At 65.9% G+C, this 15,185-nt stretch carries 15 protein-coding genes; 8 read left to right on the top strand and 7 right to left on the bottom strand.

All coding sequences use genetic code 11. The features are described 5' to 3' along the window. Positions 1 to 44: 44 nt before the first annotated feature. Positions 45 to 1,454 carry a type I glutamate--ammonia ligase gene (glnA, locus tag AC1DZY_RS15675; RefSeq protein WP_476821054.1) on the top strand — a complete coding sequence of 470 codons (1,410 nt, stop codon included), beginning with the start codon at positions 45 to 47 and terminating at the stop codon, positions 1,452 to 1,454. A 95-nt stretch (positions 1,455 to 1,549) separates the two neighbouring features. On the opposite strand, the gene AC1DZY_RS15680 is transcribed toward glnA, so the two are convergent. Together AC1DZY_RS15680 and AC1DZY_RS15685 are read right to left on the bottom strand one after the other, a co-directional pair. Beyond that, a complete protein-coding gene (locus AC1DZY_RS15680; protein WP_476821055.1) occupies positions 1,550 to 2,788 on the bottom strand; it encodes a glycosyltransferase family 4 protein in 1,239 nt (412 codons plus the stop codon). 74 nt (positions 2,789 to 2,862) lie between these two features. After that, complete coding sequence (locus AC1DZY_RS15685; protein WP_476821056.1) at positions 2,863 to 3,054, bottom strand: hypothetical protein; 192 nt, start codon at positions 3,052 to 3,054, stop codon at positions 2,863 to 2,865. 301 nt (positions 3,055 to 3,355) lie between these two features. Here AC1DZY_RS15685 and parE point away from each other — a divergent pair, with 301 nt between their 5' ends. Continuing rightward, positions 3,356 to 5,446, top strand: a complete 2,091-nt coding sequence (gene parE / locus AC1DZY_RS15690; RefSeq protein WP_476821057.1) for a DNA topoisomerase IV subunit B — start codon at positions 3,356 to 3,358, stop codon at positions 5,444 to 5,446. Between the two features lie 219 nt (positions 5,447 to 5,665). Further along, complete coding sequence (locus tag AC1DZY_RS15695; protein WP_476821058.1) at positions 5,666 to 6,589, top strand: LysR family transcriptional regulator; 924 nt, start codon at positions 5,666 to 5,668, stop codon at positions 6,587 to 6,589. 10 nt (positions 6,590 to 6,599) lie between these two features. Here the strand turns inward: AC1DZY_RS15695 and AC1DZY_RS15700 are convergent, their stop codons facing one another. Further along, entirely contained in the window at positions 6,600 to 7,715 is a 1,116-nt protein-coding gene (locus AC1DZY_RS15700) for a peptidoglycan-binding domain-containing protein (RefSeq protein WP_476821059.1), read from the bottom strand. A 225-nt stretch (positions 7,716 to 7,940) separates the two neighbouring features. Here AC1DZY_RS15700 and AC1DZY_RS15705 point away from each other — a divergent pair, with 225 nt between their 5' ends. Then, positions 7,941 to 8,201, top strand: coding sequence for a hypothetical protein (locus AC1DZY_RS15705; RefSeq protein WP_476821060.1), 261 nt, complete (start codon positions 7,941 to 7,943; stop codon positions 8,199 to 8,201). A 6-nt stretch (positions 8,202 to 8,207) separates the two neighbouring features. Here AC1DZY_RS15705 and AC1DZY_RS15710 read toward each other — a convergent pair whose 3' ends face one another. Continuing rightward, positions 8,208 to 8,903: an alpha/beta fold hydrolase gene (locus AC1DZY_RS15710; protein WP_476821061.1), complete on the bottom strand. Its 696-nt coding sequence runs from the start codon at positions 8,901 to 8,903 to the stop codon at positions 8,208 to 8,210. A 163-nt stretch (positions 8,904 to 9,066) separates the two neighbouring features. Between AC1DZY_RS15710 and AC1DZY_RS15715 the strand changes: the two genes are divergently transcribed. Together AC1DZY_RS15715 and AC1DZY_RS15720 are read left to right on the top strand one after the other, a co-directional pair. After that, entirely contained in the window at positions 9,067 to 10,650 is a 1,584-nt protein-coding gene (locus tag AC1DZY_RS15715; RefSeq protein ID WP_476821062.1) for a DEAD/DEAH box helicase, read from the top strand. A gap of 195 nt (positions 10,651 to 10,845) precedes the next feature. Continuing rightward, positions 10,846 to 11,904 carry a GGDEF domain-containing protein gene (locus tag AC1DZY_RS15720; RefSeq protein ID WP_476821063.1) on the top strand — a complete coding sequence of 353 codons (1,059 nt, stop codon included), beginning with the start codon at positions 10,846 to 10,848 and terminating at the stop codon, positions 11,902 to 11,904. Here AC1DZY_RS15720 and AC1DZY_RS15725 read toward each other — a convergent pair. Both AC1DZY_RS15725 and AC1DZY_RS15730 read right to left on the bottom strand, forming a co-directional pair. After that, positions 11,864 to 12,229, bottom strand: coding sequence for a TfoX/Sxy family protein (locus AC1DZY_RS15725; protein ID WP_476821064.1), 366 nt, complete (start codon positions 12,227 to 12,229; stop codon positions 11,864 to 11,866). The two genes, AC1DZY_RS15720 and AC1DZY_RS15725, sit on opposite strands and share 41 nt — an antisense overlap. A gap of 24 nt (positions 12,230 to 12,253) precedes the next feature. Then, the gene (locus AC1DZY_RS15730; protein ID WP_476821152.1) at positions 12,254 to 12,646 is read right to left on the bottom strand and encodes a HesB/IscA family protein; all 393 of its coding nucleotides are present in this window, start codon (positions 12,644 to 12,646) and stop codon (positions 12,254 to 12,256) included. A 196-nt stretch (positions 12,647 to 12,842) separates the two neighbouring features. Here AC1DZY_RS15730 and AC1DZY_RS15735 point away from each other — a divergent pair, with 196 nt between their 5' ends. Continuing rightward, positions 12,843 to 13,919: a malate/lactate/ureidoglycolate dehydrogenase gene (locus AC1DZY_RS15735; protein WP_476821065.1), complete on the top strand. Its 1,077-nt coding sequence runs from the start codon at positions 12,843 to 12,845 to the stop codon at positions 13,917 to 13,919. A 9-nt stretch (positions 13,920 to 13,928) separates the two neighbouring features. After that, complete coding sequence (locus tag AC1DZY_RS15740) at positions 13,929 to 14,288, top strand: MmcQ/YjbR family DNA-binding protein (RefSeq protein ID WP_476821066.1); 360 nt, start codon at positions 13,929 to 13,931, stop codon at positions 14,286 to 14,288. A gap of 1 nt (position 14,289) precedes the next feature. On the opposite strand, the gene AC1DZY_RS15745 is transcribed toward AC1DZY_RS15740, so the two are convergent. Next, a complete protein-coding gene (locus AC1DZY_RS15745; protein ID WP_476821067.1) occupies positions 14,290 to 15,177 on the bottom strand; it encodes a PhzF family phenazine biosynthesis protein in 888 nt (295 codons plus the stop codon). Positions 15,178 to 15,185 lie beyond the last annotated feature (8 nt).

Here is a 15,185-nt window from a genome sequence, read left to right on the forward strand (position 1 = left end):
GATCGAGTGAACGTTGAGAAACTGCTTGCGAGAGGAATGCTGAGATGAAGAGCGCCAAGGATGTCCTGAAGGCGATCAAGGACAACGACGTCAAATATGTCGACTTCCGCTTCACCGACCCGCGCGGCAAGTGGCAGCATGTGACGTTCGACATCACCATGATCGACGAGGACATCTTCGCCGAGGGCACGATGTTCGACGGCTCCTCAATCGCCGGCTGGAAGGCGATCAACGAGTCCGACATGCTGCTGATGCCGGATCCGACGACGGCGGTCATGGACCCCTTCTTCTCGGCCGCCACCATGGTCATCACCTGCGACGTGCTCGAGCCCGCGACCGGCGAGCCCTATGGCCGCGACCCGCGCGGCATGGCCAAGAAGGCCGAGGCCTATCTCAAGTCGACCGGCATCGGCGACACCTGCTATGTCGGCCCCGAGGCCGAGTTCTTCGTCTTCGACGACGTCAAGATCGCTTCCGACCCGTACAACACGGGCTTCAAGCTCGACAACGTCGAGCTGCCGATCAACGGCATGACCGAATACGAGGGCGGCAATCTCGGCCACCGCATCGCCGTCAAGGGCGGCTATTTCCCCGTCCCGCCGCAGGATTCGGCGCAGGACATGCGCGGCGAGATGCTGGCCGCCATGGCGGCCATGGGCGCCAAGGTCGAGAAGCACCATCACGAGGTCGCCTCGGCCCAGCACGAACTCGGGCTGAAGTTCGACACCCTGACCCACATGGCCGACACCATGCAGGTCTACAAATACGCGATCCACAACGTCGCCCAGAGCTACGGCAAGACCGCGACCTTCATGCCCAAGCCGATCTTCGGCGACAACGGCTCGGGCATGCACGTCCACCAGTCGATCTGGAAGGGCGGCAAGCCGATCATGGCCGGCAACAAATACGCCGACCTGTCGCAGGAGTGCCTCTGGTACATCGGCGGCATCATCAAGCACGCCAAATCCCTGAACGCCTTCACCAACCCCTCGACCAACTCCTACAAGCGCCTCGTTCCCGGCTATGAAGCCCCGGTGCTGCTCGCCTATTCGGCGCGCAACCGCTCGGCCTCCTGCCGTATTCCGTGGACGAACTCGCCCAAGGCCAAGCGCGTCGAGGTTCGCTTCCCCGATCCGATGGCGAACCCCTATCTCGCCTTCGCCGCCCTGCTGATGGCCGGCCTCGACGGCATCATCAACAAGATCGATCCGGGCCCGGCCATGGACAAGGATCTCTACGACCTGCCGCCGAAGGAGCTCAAGAAGATCCCGACGGTCTGCGGCTCGCTGCGCGAAGCCCTCGAAAACCTCAAGAAGGACAACGCCTATCTCAAGGCCGGCGGCGTCTTCAACGACGACTTCATCGAGAGCTATATCGAGCTCAAGATGCAGGACGTCATGAAGTTCGAAATGACGCCTCACCCGGTCGAATTCTCGATGTACTATTCCTACTGAGCCCGGCGCTCAGGGGAACGGACTTCCTCCCGACCGCGATGGTTTCGCGGTCCACCTTCCAGGCCGGGGCGCATGCGCCCCGGTTTTTTTTTCGTTCAGCCTGCCATCGCGCTGCGTCGGTCGTCTTCGGCCGCGCCGCGATAGGCTGCGATTGTCGCCTCGACATGGCGCTGCGTCGTCAGCGGATCGGCCCAGTAGTCGCGGTGGGCGGCGAGTCCAAGCCGGCTCGCGACTGCATCGTCCGTAAAGGTCTCAAGCGCGCCGACCAGAGCGTCCTCGTCTCCGGTCGGCACGAGCAGACCGTTCTCAGCGTCGCGGATCAGTGCACTTGCGCCCATTTCGCGCGCAGTGATCGCGGGTACGCCCTGCGCCATCGCCTCGGCCACCGTCATCGGCCCGGTCTCGTACCAAAGCGACGGCGCAACGAGGCAGCGCGCGGCCTGCATCTCGACGCGCGCAGCCTCCGCCGTGACCCAGCCTGTGATCTCCGCGGCCGGATTGAGTCTGGCGATCTCGGCCAGGATCGCCTTCTCGCCGGGGCCGACGAAGCGCAAAGGCATGCCGGCTCGCGCCGCAGCGCGGGCGAGCAGCAGCACCCCCTTTTCTTCGGTCAGCCGCCCGAGGAACAGCGCATGGCGATTGCGCGCCACATCGGCCGCCGGCCCGGGCAAGGCCTCGATCATGTTGTCGACCACGAAATGGCGACCGTTCTTCGGCAGGAACGGCTCGGCGAAACGGCGTGCGAAAGCGCTGACATGGATGAAAAGCGGCGCGCGCAGGCCACGCATTGCCTCGTCGGAGCGCCATTGCCTGGCGACGCGCACGAGCTTGTGGACATAGCTCGCCCGATCGCAATTGGCGGCGACGCAGGCCCCCGACATCGGCTTGTGGCGGCAGGGCGCGCCAGCCTTGAAGTCGAAATAGCCCCCGACCGGGCAAAACGAGAAATAATCGTGCAGGGTAATCGCGACCTGAAGGCCGCTTTCTCCTGCCGCCGCGATCGCGGCAGGGCTGAAGGCCTTGGTCCATTGATGCAGATGGACGAGCGTGCCGGCGGGCTGTTGTTTCAGCAGTCCCGTCAGGAACTCGTGCGCCTGCGCATTCCAGATGCCCTGTCGTGCGGCTGCGACCTTGCCGCCGACCTTCCAGACCTCTTCGCCCGAAAACATCTCGACCTGGATACGCGGATGGTCGAGCCGTTCCGAGACCGGGCCGATGGCGCAGGCGAAGACGATCTCGACGCCGGCTTCGGCCAGCCCGCGCGCGCTCTCGATCGCGACCTTGGCGGCTCCGCCATTGACCGAGCCGAAATCGCTGATGATGACGCTGCGCATCGAACAATCCTCCGCAGCCTGTCTCTAGGCCGCAAAGGTTGATTTTTCGTCGGTTGACGAAGAGAAGCCTGGCTTCAGCGCAGACCGATCACGGTGAGCGCAACCAGCGCGGCGACGCCTGAAAAGGCCCAGAACAGCCTGGTCGAGAGCGAGGCGCCGGCATCGGGCACCACGGCAAGCTCTTCGTGACCGAAGGATTCGCCGGCGAAACGCTGCGCGCGCTCCAACCCGGCCAGACGAACCAACACGACGGACTGACGCGACACCACGACGCTCTCCCTACTCCCGATCGTAGCACTTCGCGGCTTTCCGCATAGTCACCTGCCGGTACGACCAATGTCTGACGCGCGTGGTTAACGCCGGCTGAACCTCGCCGGTTCCTGACGAAAATTCGCATCGGATGATGACAGACAGGCGACAGGCCCGGGCCCGAATTCAAAGGTGCCCGGAAAACCGCTTCCGGCGACTTTTTCCCGCGTGGATTTGCGCCTATAGCGGCCTCGACGGCGCAGGAATTTCCCGACTGCGCTAATGTTTGCTGTTGCGAATCAGGAGTTGACGCAGGCGATGGCTGAGAACGGCGATCTTTTCGGCACAGATGGGGACCGGCCGCAGCCGGAGCGGCCCAGGCCGGAAACGCGCGCCGTCCCGCCGGTCCCGGCCCGACCTGTCCAGCAGCCCGCAGCAGGCKCGCCGCCGCGCAACGGAACCCTGTCGGAGACCGGCTACGACGCCTCGGCGATCGAGGTCCTCGAAGGGCTGGAGCCAGTCCGCCGCCGCCCCGGCATGTATATCGGCGGCACCGACGAACGCGCGCTCCACCACCTCTTCGCCGAGGTGATCGACAACGCGATGGACGAGGCCGTCGCCGGTCATGCCAGCTTCATCGATGTCGAGGTGCTGGAGGATGGCTCGATCGCGGTGACCGACAATGGTCGCGGCATTCCCGTCGACCCCCATCCGAAATTCCCCGGCAAATCGGCGCTCGAAGTCATCATGACGACGCTGCATGCCGGCGGCAAATTCGACTCCAAGGCCTATGAGACCTCCGGCGGCCTGCACGGTGTCGGCGTGTCCGTGGTCAATGCGCTCTCCGACCGACTCGAGGTCGAGGTCGCGCGCGGGAAGACGCTCTACCGCCAGCATTTTTCGCGCGGCATTCCCTTGGGTTCGCTGGAGACGGTCGGCGCCGTCGCCAACCGGCGCGGCACCCGCGTGCGCTTCCATCCCGATGCGCAGATTTTTGGCGAGGGCGCGCATTTCGTGCCGGCCCGCCTGTTTCGCATGGCGCGCTCGAAGGCCTATCTCTTTGGCGGCGTCGAAATCCGCTGGCGCTGCGCGCCGTTGCTGCTGAAGCCGGAGGGCGATGTCGCGGCCGAGGCCGTGTTCAAGTTTCCCGGCGGCTTGCGCGACTATCTCGGCCGCGAGATCGAGGGCAAGGACCTCGTCGCGGAGCCGATCTTCGCCGGTAAGATCACAAAGGACGGCAGCCACGGCTCGCTGGAATGGGCCATCGCCTGGCTCGCGACCGGCGAGGACGGCTTCATCTCGTCCTATTGCAACACGATCCCGACGGCGGAGGGCGGCACCCATGAGCAGGGCCTGCGCGTCGCCCTGCTACGCGGCCTGCGCGACCATGCCGAGCGCATCGGCCAGTCCAAGCGCATGGCGCAGGTCACCTCCGACGACGTCATGGCGACCTGCGCCGCGATGCTCTCCGTCTTCATCCGCGAGCCGGAATTCCAGGGCCAGACCAAGGACAAGCTCGCGACACTGGAAGCCGCTCGCATCGTCGAGAACGCGGTGCGCGACGCCTTCGACCATTGGCTGGCGGCAGCACCCCAGCAGGCGCTGCGCCTGCTCGACTGGTCGGTCGACCGGGCCGAGGAACGCCTGCGCCGCCGCCTCGAAAAGGAAGTTTCGCGCAAGACCGCGACGCGCAAGCTGCGCCTGCCCGGCAAGCTTGCCGATTGCAGTTCCGCCGGCGCGGCTGGCTCCGAGCTTTTCATCGTCGAGGGCGACTCGGCCGGTGGCTCGGCCAAGCAGGCGCGCAATCGTGCAACGCAGGCGATCCTGCCCTTGCGCGGAAAAATCCTGAACGTCGCCAATGCGACCCGCGAAAAGCTCAACGCCAACCAACAGCTCGCCGACCTGATTCTGGCGCTGGGCTGCGGCATCGGCAGCCAGTTCCGCGAGGACGATCTGCGCTATGAGAAGGTCATCGTGATGACCGACGCCGATGTCGACGGCGCCCATATCGCCTCGCTGCTGGTGACCTTCTTCTGGCGTCAGATGCCGCGCCTGATCGAAAAGGGCCATCTCTTCCTCGCCGTGCCTCCGCTCTATCGGCTGCAGTCCGGTGGCAAGAGCATCTATGCCCGCAACGACGCCCATAAGGACGAGCTGATCGCGAGCGTGTTCAAGGGCAAGAAGCCCGAGATCAGCCGCTTCAAGGGGCTGGGCGAAATGATGCCGGCCCAGCTCAAGGAAACCACCATGGACCCGAGCAAGCGCATCCTGCTCAAGGTCATGGTCGATCACGAGGCACGAGACGAAACCGCCGATGTGGTCGAGCGCCTGATGGGCAACAAGCCCGAAGCGCGCTTCCTCTTCATCCAGGAAAGAGCAGCGTTTGCGGGCGAACTGATCGACCTGTGAACCTGCACGGAGACGGCGAAGAAAACGCGCGCTACCCCGGTATTTCTGATGGGCTGAGGCTCATCGCCGGCGGGCTGTCACGGCCGATATGGGCGGGCATTGTCCCGCCATGTCAAACGAAACCCTGCTACCCGAAACGCCCCGTCATGACGACCCGCCACACTGCGACGCGACGGAGCCCTTTGCTCGGCAGCGCCCATATTGTCTGCCGTTGACCGCATGGGGAACCCTGCTGCCGCTGCATCTCGACGCGCTGGCGATCTGGCAACGCCCGGCTGGGACGACATCGCGATCTTCCACGCCATCGCCAGCGGCGGGTCGCTGGCCGTGGCGGCGGGACGGCTGGCGCTGAGCGAGGCCACCGTCGCGCGCCGCCTGAAAGCCTTCGAGGCCAGTCTCGGCCTGTCCCTGTTCAGCCGCGGCGCGAACCGCCTGTTCCTGACGACGATCGGCTCCGAGCTCGCGCAGGACGCAGCGGCGATTGCCGCGGCGGCCGAGCGCTTCGCGACGCGGGCGCATTCGGCGCGTGCGCTGGCCGATGCGCCCGTCAGGGTCACCGCCACGACCTCTATCAGCCTGTTCCTGACCATGCATGCGACGACGATTTCGGCGGCGGCCGGCGGCGTCGAGATCGTCATCATCAGCACGCGCGACCGGCTCGATCTGGCGCGCGGCGAGGCTGACATCGCGGTGCGGATGCGCGCCATTCCCGAGGAGCGCGGCCATTTCGGCCAGAAGATCGGCCGCCTCGTTCAGGCGCTCTACGTCCGTCGCGACGTCGATCCCGCGACCGCGCCGATCATCTCGGTCAGCCGGGACGTCTCGTCGCGGATCGAGCAGCACATCCTGCGCTGGGCGGCCGGCCGGCCGATCGCGGCCCGCGTCGGCGATTCGGCGGCGCGCTATGAAAGCGTCCGTTCGGCCGGCGCGGTGTCGATGGTGCCCTGCTTCATGGGCGATTACGACGAGACGCTGCTGCGCCTCGAACCGCCGCCACCCGAAACCGCCGACGAGATCTTTCTCGTCTCGCACGAGGTCTCGCGGGAGAGACCCGCCGTCGTAGCCGTGCTGGCGGCGCTGCGTTCCGTATTCCGATCCAACCGCGAAAGGCTGACGGGGACAGGCGCGCCGCACCGGCCCTGAAAGCCTCGACTCAAGTGGTCTGGATGCCAAGAAACAGCATGTATTGCGGCATCGTCCAGTTGTGCATGTAGTTGAACTGGTCCTTGGCCGCCGGCGTGTTGAACAGCATCTCGTTCGACCAGCGGCCGAAAGGAAGCAGCTCGACACCCGCCAGAGGCGGCTCCTTCGACGTCACTCCGCTTCGGAACTCCCGTCGCTTGGCGCCTTTGGGTGCATTGACGTGCAGTTGCGGGTTGCAGTCGATGCCGTAGCAGCAGACGACGTTGAGCTGGCTGCTGATCGCATTGACGAAGGTGTTGTGCTCGCTGATGCCGCTGCTGAAGGTCATCGTCTCGATCTGGTCGATCGAGAACGCATTGTTTGTCAGGCCCTGCATTTCCGTGAGCGCCTGGCGCACGAAGGGCCCGTCATTCGCAAACGGCCCCAGCTCCTGCCCGGCCGAGCGGACGATGTAGAGGAACCCCATGTTCTTGCGGCCATGCAGCGTCTCTGCGCCCCAGCGATTCACGACATGCTTGAGCAGGCAGAAATTGATGAGCTGGGGCGACAACGGATTTTTCCAGTTGAGACCCTCAAGCGTCTTGATGGTTTGGGCGCCCTGTCCGCCAAAGCCCTGACTGATGCAGATCAGCAGGCGGTCCGGCCTTTCGTTCTGCGGAAGCAGCAGAATGGCGGCCCGCTCGACGCCATTCTTCTTGGCGGCGAAGATCGCGAGCCGCCCGGTGCGCAGCGGCATGAAGCTGAACTGCAGCGCTCCGCCATTGGGGCCGGGCTTGTAGCTCGCGATGTCGATGCAGCCACGCGCTGGCAGAATCTGGGTGATCAGATTGTCCTTGCTGGGAAACGTCCCGACGATCTCGTCCGTGATCAGCCGGACGAGCGGATCGGGCTGGGGGATGATGTTGTTCAGCGCCGCGATCAGCTGCTCGATCAGGGTCGTCGTCAGGGGGCCGACGACGCCGTCCTTGCCGAGCTTGTTGTCGCCCTGGAATTCGACGACGCGGCCATGCGTTCGGGAACCGAAGATGCCGTCGGCGACCAGTTGCACCAGCTTTGTCGGTAGCAGGTTGAGATTGGCCTGCAGCAGCTTGACTGCATCGCCCTGGGATCCCCAACGCAGCGCCATGATGTCGAACCTTGGTTGATCTACGCGAATACTAGCCGCGCGGACAACGACTATACAAGGCTCGCTGGCGTCGACTCGACCAGCCCCTCGCGCAGCCCAACCGGGTCACGACGACGATGCGATGTCGCGCATCCGCGCAACGCTTCGCTAACCATCCTTTTACGGCTGCGGGCGCAAGGTGTGCCGAAGGTCGCCCGCCGCGACCGGGATCACGGAGCAGGCCCCATGCGGCTGATCGAACTTTTCTGGAAGAACCAGCGCGGCACGGTTGTCGCCAACCTCGCCAAATCGGCTGCGGCGATCGCGTTCCTCTCTGTCGTCGCAGCGAACTTCGTCTCGACGCAGACCGCAAAGCTCGACAGGGATCGTCTGAGCCAGGTCGCCTCGGCAGCGTCCGCGGGTAAGCCGATCGACCCGATGACGACCGGCTCGCTGCTGAAGCGCGCCGGCGACACCCGCCTCGACCCTTGCGTGGTCCAGCGCTGAGGCTTTTCAGCCCAGCCAGGCCAGCAACTCCCGCGTCACGGCTTCCGGCGCTTCCAGCGTCGAGAGATGGCCGCATCCCGGTACGACGACCAGCCGCGCCTTCGCCCCGATCCCGGTCGCGATCTCATGCGCTTCGGCGGGCGGCGTGATCAGGTCCTCCTCGCCCACCAGAACCAGCGTCGGGACAGTGATCGCCGCCAGTCCCGGCCGCGCATCGGGCCGCGACATGATCGCGCGTTGCTGGCGCACGAAGCCATCCGCGCCGATCGCCTCGGCCATGGCCCGCACCGCAAGCCGCAACGGCTCGTCGGTCAGCCGCGCGGGCGCGACCAGCCGCTGCCAGAGCAGGGTCGTGACGTTGTCGAAGGCGCCCTTTTCGGCGAGCGCGATCATCTGCTCGCGCGGCGCATTGGTCTCCGGCGTCGCCGGCTTGGCGCTGGTGTCGAGCAGCGCGAGCCGCGTGACCCGTTCAGGCGCCCGGCGCATCACCTCCAGCGCGATATAGCCGCCCATCGACAGGCCGCAGAGCGCAAAACGCTTTGGCGCGGCGGCGAGCAGCCTTTGTGCGATCTCGGCCAGCGTCTCGTCATGCGAATGATCGGCGACGAGGATTGCGCGGCCGGTGGCGAGCGCCGGCCATTGCGGTGCGTAAAGGGCTGCATCGCAGCTCAGCCCGGGAATCAAGACAAGCGGTTCCTGCATGGCGTCTATGGTGCCCGTCCGGTCCTAGTTTATTGACTTCGCCGCGCTTTTTCTGCATTGCACGGAAGTCCGAGGGCGCGCTGGAAAGAGAAGTCGCGCCACCGTTGCGGTCGATAGGTCATCCCGCCACGAGTAACCGACCCTTGAAGAAGCGCAACACTCGATGTCATTTGCCGAACTCGGCCTGAGCGAAAAGGTTCTGACTGCGGTCACGACTGCAGGCTACACGACGCCGACCCCCATCCAGGCCCAGGCCATCCCCCACGTCCTCGCCCGCCGCGACGTTCTCGGCATCGCCCAGACCGGCACGGGCAAGACCGCCGCCTTCACCTTGCCGATGCTGACCATCCTCGAAAACGGGCGCGCCCGGGCCAGGATGCCGCGCACGCTGATCCTGGAACCGACGCGCGAACTCGCGGCACAGGTCGAGGAGAACTTCACCCGTTACGGCGTCAACCAGAAGCTCTCGGTCGCGCTGCTGATCGGCGGCGTCTCCTTCGGCGACCAGGACGCCAAGATCACGCGCGGCGTCGATGTGCTGATCGCAACGCCCGGCCGCCTGCTCGACCATGTCGAACGCGGCAAGCTGCTGCTCACCGGCGTCGAGCTTCTCGTCATCGACGAGGCCGACCGCATGCTCGACATGGGTTTTATCCCCGACATCGAGCGGGTCTGTAAACTTGTTCCCTTCACGCGGCAGACCTTGTTCTTCACCGCGACGATGCCGCCCGAGATCACGCGCATCAGCGAGCAGTTCCTGCATAACCCGATCCGCATCGAAGCCTCGCGCCCGGCCACGGCGGCAGCCACGATCACGCAGCGGTTGATCGCCTCGAACAGCCAGGATTTCGAGAAGCGCGACACCCTGCGCAAGCTGATCAAGGAAGCCAGGGAGCTGCAGAACGCGATCATCTTCTGCAACCGCAAGCGCGATGTAGCAACCTTGCACAAGTCATTGCAGAATCATGGTTTCCCGGCGGTCGCCCTGCATGGCGACATGGACCAGTACGCCCGCATGGCGGCGCTCGAATCCTTCCGCACCGGCGAGATGCCGATCCTGGTGGCGAGCGACGTCGCCGCGCGCGGCCTCGATATTCCCGCCGTCAGCCATGTCTTCAACTATGATGTGCCGACCCATGCCGAGGACTATGTCCACCGCATCGGCCGCACCGGCCGCGCCGGCCGCGAGGGCGCGTCCTTCACCATCGTGACGCGCCATGACGAGAAGCTCGTGACCGCGATCGAGAAGCTGACGGGTGTCCCGATCGCCTGGGAGGGCGGCGGCATCGACAGCCTGCCGCCAGGCGCACCGCGCGAGGAGCGCTCCGGTGGTCGCGGTGGACGCAGCGAAGGCCGTTCCGGCCGTGGCGGCGAGCGCGGCGGCCGTGGCCGCCCCGACCGTGGCCCCCGTGCGGAGCCCGAGATGGCCGCGCCGCGCCCGATCCGGGTCGAGCGCAGCGCGAGCGAGGACGAGGCTGCTCCGCGCCGGCGCCGGCCCGAAGCGGACGGTCCGACCAAGACCAAGATTCGCGGAGACGGCGCCGCGGCGCCCGCGCCCCAGGCCGCCCGGCCGGAGCGCACCCAGGAGCCACGCCCGGCCAAGCCGGAACGCGCATCCGAACATCGCTCCGTCAGGCCGGACCGGCCCTCCGAGCCGCGCCGGCGCGACGATGATGACGGCCCGAAGGTCAAGGGATTGGGCGACCACGTACCGGCGTTCCTGATGCGGCCCGTCAAGGCTGGCTGATGGCTCTGCCTGACGTTCGGGCATAACCTCGCATTAACCCCGGCTCGTCATAGTCAATTCGTGGTCGCTGCTAGCGTAGCGGTCGCGAACGGGCGCATGCCGCCGTCGTAACGGACAGGATGTCCCGCTTCGATGTTCAATCGAAGCTGTCGTGGCTGAACGCCATGAGCCGGCTTCACGTCCGGACTGTCGGTAATGAGCGACCACGCGCAGGTTTCCGCCCAATCCTACGATCTGGCCGATCGCGTCATCGCGGCGATGCGCGAGCATGATTCGCCGGGATATCCCCGTGCCTTCGAGGTCTGGTACGCCCATCTCAGCGGCGAGATGCCGGCCGTCAGCCTGGCGATGAACGCCATTCTCGCCGGCAGCGACGGCAAGGTCGGCGTCGCCGACATCGACAACCTCTACGAACGCTTCATCGGCACGGACCGCCTTGCCAAGCAGGCCGAGCGCACCAGCCTGCAGGTCCTGGGCGAGATCGACGGGCTGATGTCGCTCGTCAACAAAGCCCTCGATTCCAGCGAGCGCTATCATGGCCGCCTCGCTGCGATGTCGGAGGACGTGCCGCCGCCGGCCGACCGCCAGAAGCTGCGCGAATGGGTCGAGGCGCTGGTGATGTCGACGCGCGAGGAGGTCACGCGCAAAACGCAGCTGGAATCGCAGCTGAAGGATTCCTCCAACGAGATCCGCAATCTGCGCGAAGCGCTCGAGACGACGCGCGCCGAGGCGCTGACCGATCCGCTGACAGGCCTGGCCAATCGCCGCCATTTCGAGGAAATGCTGCAGAAGTCGATCGATCAGGCGACGTTGCGGCGCGAGCCCTTCGCGCTGGTGATGGCCGACATCGACTTCTTCAAGAAGTTCAACGACGCCCATGGCCATCTGACCGGAGACCAGGTGCTGCGCCTCGTCGCGCGCACCATGAAGGACAAGTTCAAGGACAAGGCCGTGATTACCCGCTTCGGCGGCGAGGAATTTGCGATCATCCTGCCCGAGGCCGACGTCGTCGCCGGCAAGTTCGGGGCCGAGACCGTGCGCCAGGCGCTCCTGACCCGCGAGCTGGTCAAGCGCTCGACCAACGAGAACCTCGGCCGCATCACGATTTCGCTCGGCGTCGCCGGCTATCGTCGCGGCGATACGGCGGGCTCGCTGGTGGACCGCGCCGATCAGGCGCTGATGCAGGCCAAGCGCGACGGCCGCAACCGCACCGTCACCGAGGACGCGGTCGACCCGCTGAGCCACGTCGCCTGACCGGTGCAACATTAGCCCTGCGTCGGGCTGCCGCCCGCGCTAGATCGGTCCAGAGCCTCAATTCATCGGAGTCGTCGAGCGCCGCATCCGGCAAACGCCAATACCCGAGCGCACGTTCGCGGCCGCGCGCTTCATAGGTGAACGGCTGGCTCCCGGCCGCCTCGAAGCGGCCTTGCGTCTGTTCGTCGATTTTCAGAAATATCTCGTCCTGAAACACCAGCGCGAAAATCCGCTCATCGTCATAGACTCCAAGCCCGCCGAACATGCGCCGGACTCGCACGGGCAAGATATCCGCAAAGATCTCGCGGATACCGTCAGCGTCCACGATGCAGACTCACATCACCCGGGCTCAATGCCCCGCCAGAGCGCTTTCCGCCATGGGCTTGATCTCGACCGATTCGCCACAGCCGCAAGCGGAAACCTGGTTGGGATTGTTGAACACGAAGGTCGACGAGAAACGGTCGGTCTTGAAATCGAGCTCGGTGCCGAGCAGGAACAGCACGGCCTTGGCGTCGACGATGACGGTCGCATCCTTTTCGGAGACGATCTCGTCGCCCTTGCGGGTCTCGCGAGCCACCTCGAACGTATATTCCATCCCGGCGCAGCCGCCCTTCTTGACGCCGACCCTCAGCCCGAGCGCGGGCGCCGCGGCATCGACGGCCGATTGCGCCATGATCTCGCGAATCCGCATCGCTGCGGCATCGGTCAGCGAAACGACCTTCAGGCCGGGGATAGAGAACATCGTCGGTCCCTCCTCGATCGGGTCCCATCCTTTTTGAGAAGGACTGGCCCGATGAAGCAAGATTGCAGACCCCAACATAAGGATTGGTAAGCGCAACGTCGAGATGCCGGCGCGCAACGCCGTTCTTTCGCCTGGCGCATTGCATGGCGTGCACGCTCATGCACTGTGGCGGCCTCGAAACCAGCGACGAAGCCTCATGACGTACCGCACGCACCGCCCCGAAGCGCTCCGCGCCCTCGTCCGCGACATGGTCACGAAGGCTGGATGGACAGCCGGAGAGGCCAGCGAAACCGCCGATCACCTCGTGCTGGCCAATCTCAGCGGGCATGACAGCCATGGCGTCGGCATGCTGCCGCTCTATTTCAATTCGCTGGCGGACGGAAACCTCAAGCCGACATCGCTTCCGCTGACCAGGCTCGACGCCGCGCCCTTCCTGATCATCGACGCGCAGATTTCGCTCGGGCAGCCGACGGCGCGCAACGCCGTCGCGCGCGCCATCCCGATGGCGCAATCGGGCGGCGTCGCCATCCTGAACCTGCTCGATGCCCATCATATCGGCCGCATCGGACACTATGCCGAGATCGCGGCGCAGGCCGGGCTGGTCTCCTTCTTCTGGGTCAACGTCGCAGGCCGCCCGCCGATCGTCGCGCCCTTCGCGGCGAAGGAAGCCCGCTTCGGCACCAATCCGCATGCGATCGGCATTCCCGTTCCCGGCGGCGATCCGATCATCCTCGATTTCGCCACGAGCCGCATGGCCCATGGCAAGGCCCGCGTCGCGCTCAACAAGGGCGTAGCCGTTCCCGAGGGCTACATCATCGATGGCGAGGGCCGACCGACGACGGAGCCGCGCCACGTCTTCCTGCACGCCATCGGCGGCAACGAGACGCTCGGCGCGCTGCTGCCCTTCGGCGACCACAAGGGCGCCGGCCTCTCGCTGATCGCCGAATTGCTGTCGGCAGGGCTGATGGGCGCGGCCCGCATCGACCAGAAGCCGGCCAAGAGCTGGATCATCAATTCGCTCTTCGGCATCCTGATCGATCCCGCCCGTCTCGAACCCGACGAGGCCCTGCGCAAGGAGCGGATCGAGAGCTATCTCGCCTTCGTGCGCGCCGCCAAACCGCAGGACGAGGCCAACCCCGTGCTGACGCCGGGCGAAAAGGAGCGCGCGACGCGCATCGCCCGGCAGAAGGACGGCATCCCGCTCGACGACGAGACTTGGTCGCAGATCGCGGCGGCGGCCAAGCGCTTCGGCATCGACGCCGAGAGCTATTGAAGCCCCGGGATGACGCTCGACGGCTACAATGCCTTCTGCACTTCGCTTCCGGCGACCAGTCATGTCGTGCAATGGGGCGGCGCGCATGTCTGGAAGGTCGGCGGCAAGGTTTTCGCGATCGGGCGCGGCGACGACGGGCCCGAGCTCACCGTCACATTCAAATGCTCATGGGGCAGCTTCGATATCCTGAAAGAACAGCCCGGCCTGCGGCCCGCGCCCTATCTCGCCTCGCGCGGCATGAGCTGGATCCAGCGCCGGACCGACGAGAGCATGCCCGATGAGGCGCTGGAGGATTATCTGCGCGAAAGCCACCGGCTGATAGCGCAGAAGCTGACGAAACGGGCGCGGGCGGAGTTAGGCCTCGGCTGACCTACAGCAGCGCCTCACCGCGAAACACCGGCACGCAGGAGCCGCCGACCGTCGCGCGGATGCCATCGACAGCGCGCCAGGCCTTGAGGTTGAGCAGGCTCGGCCGCCCCATCTCGACGCCCTGCGTCAGCATGAACTCCGCCATCTCGCCACCATCGAGCGAAAGCAGCAAAGCCGCCGTCGTGGCGCTGGCGCTGCCAGTCGCCGGGTCCTCCCAGGTGCCGCCGAGCGGCGCGAACATGCGCGCCCGGATGTCGGCGCCATCGCGCGCATAGATGAACAGCGAGAGCCGCCCCTCTAGCGCAGGCCTGGCGTCGCGCAATCGCCTGAAGGCGGCGATATCGGGCGTCGCACGCGACAGGGCATCAGCCCTGACCTCGGCCAGCACGAAACGCACGCCGACCGAGGCCCGGACCGGCCGGTGATTGGCGACGACCAGATCGGCCGCGTTCAGCCCGGCGCAGGCGGCGATGCCCTCGACCGGGAGTTCGACGCCGGTCGAAAGCGGCTGCGGCGCGGCGATGGTCGCACCCGTGACTTCGCCGTCCGCCCCGCCAGCGACCCTGATCTCGACAAGACCCGCGATCTCCTCGAAGCGCAGCAGGCCATCATTGTCGCGGCCATGCCGCGCCAGCACATAGGCCGTCCCGACATTGGGATGCCCGGCAAACGGCATCTCGTGCGTCCGGGTGAAGATGCGCACGCGCGCCGTGTTGGCCGGATCGGCCGGCGGCAGCACGAAGGTCGTCTCGCTGTAGTTCATTTCCGCCGCGAGCGACTGCATCTCGGCATCGCTCAGTCCGCGGGCATCCGTGAACACCGCGAGTTGGTTGCCGCCGAAGCGCTCTGTCGTAAAGACGTCGACGGTCTCGTAGGCGAATTTGCGCATGGCGGTCT

The organism is Allobosea sp. P2_A10 (assembly GCF_056405115.1).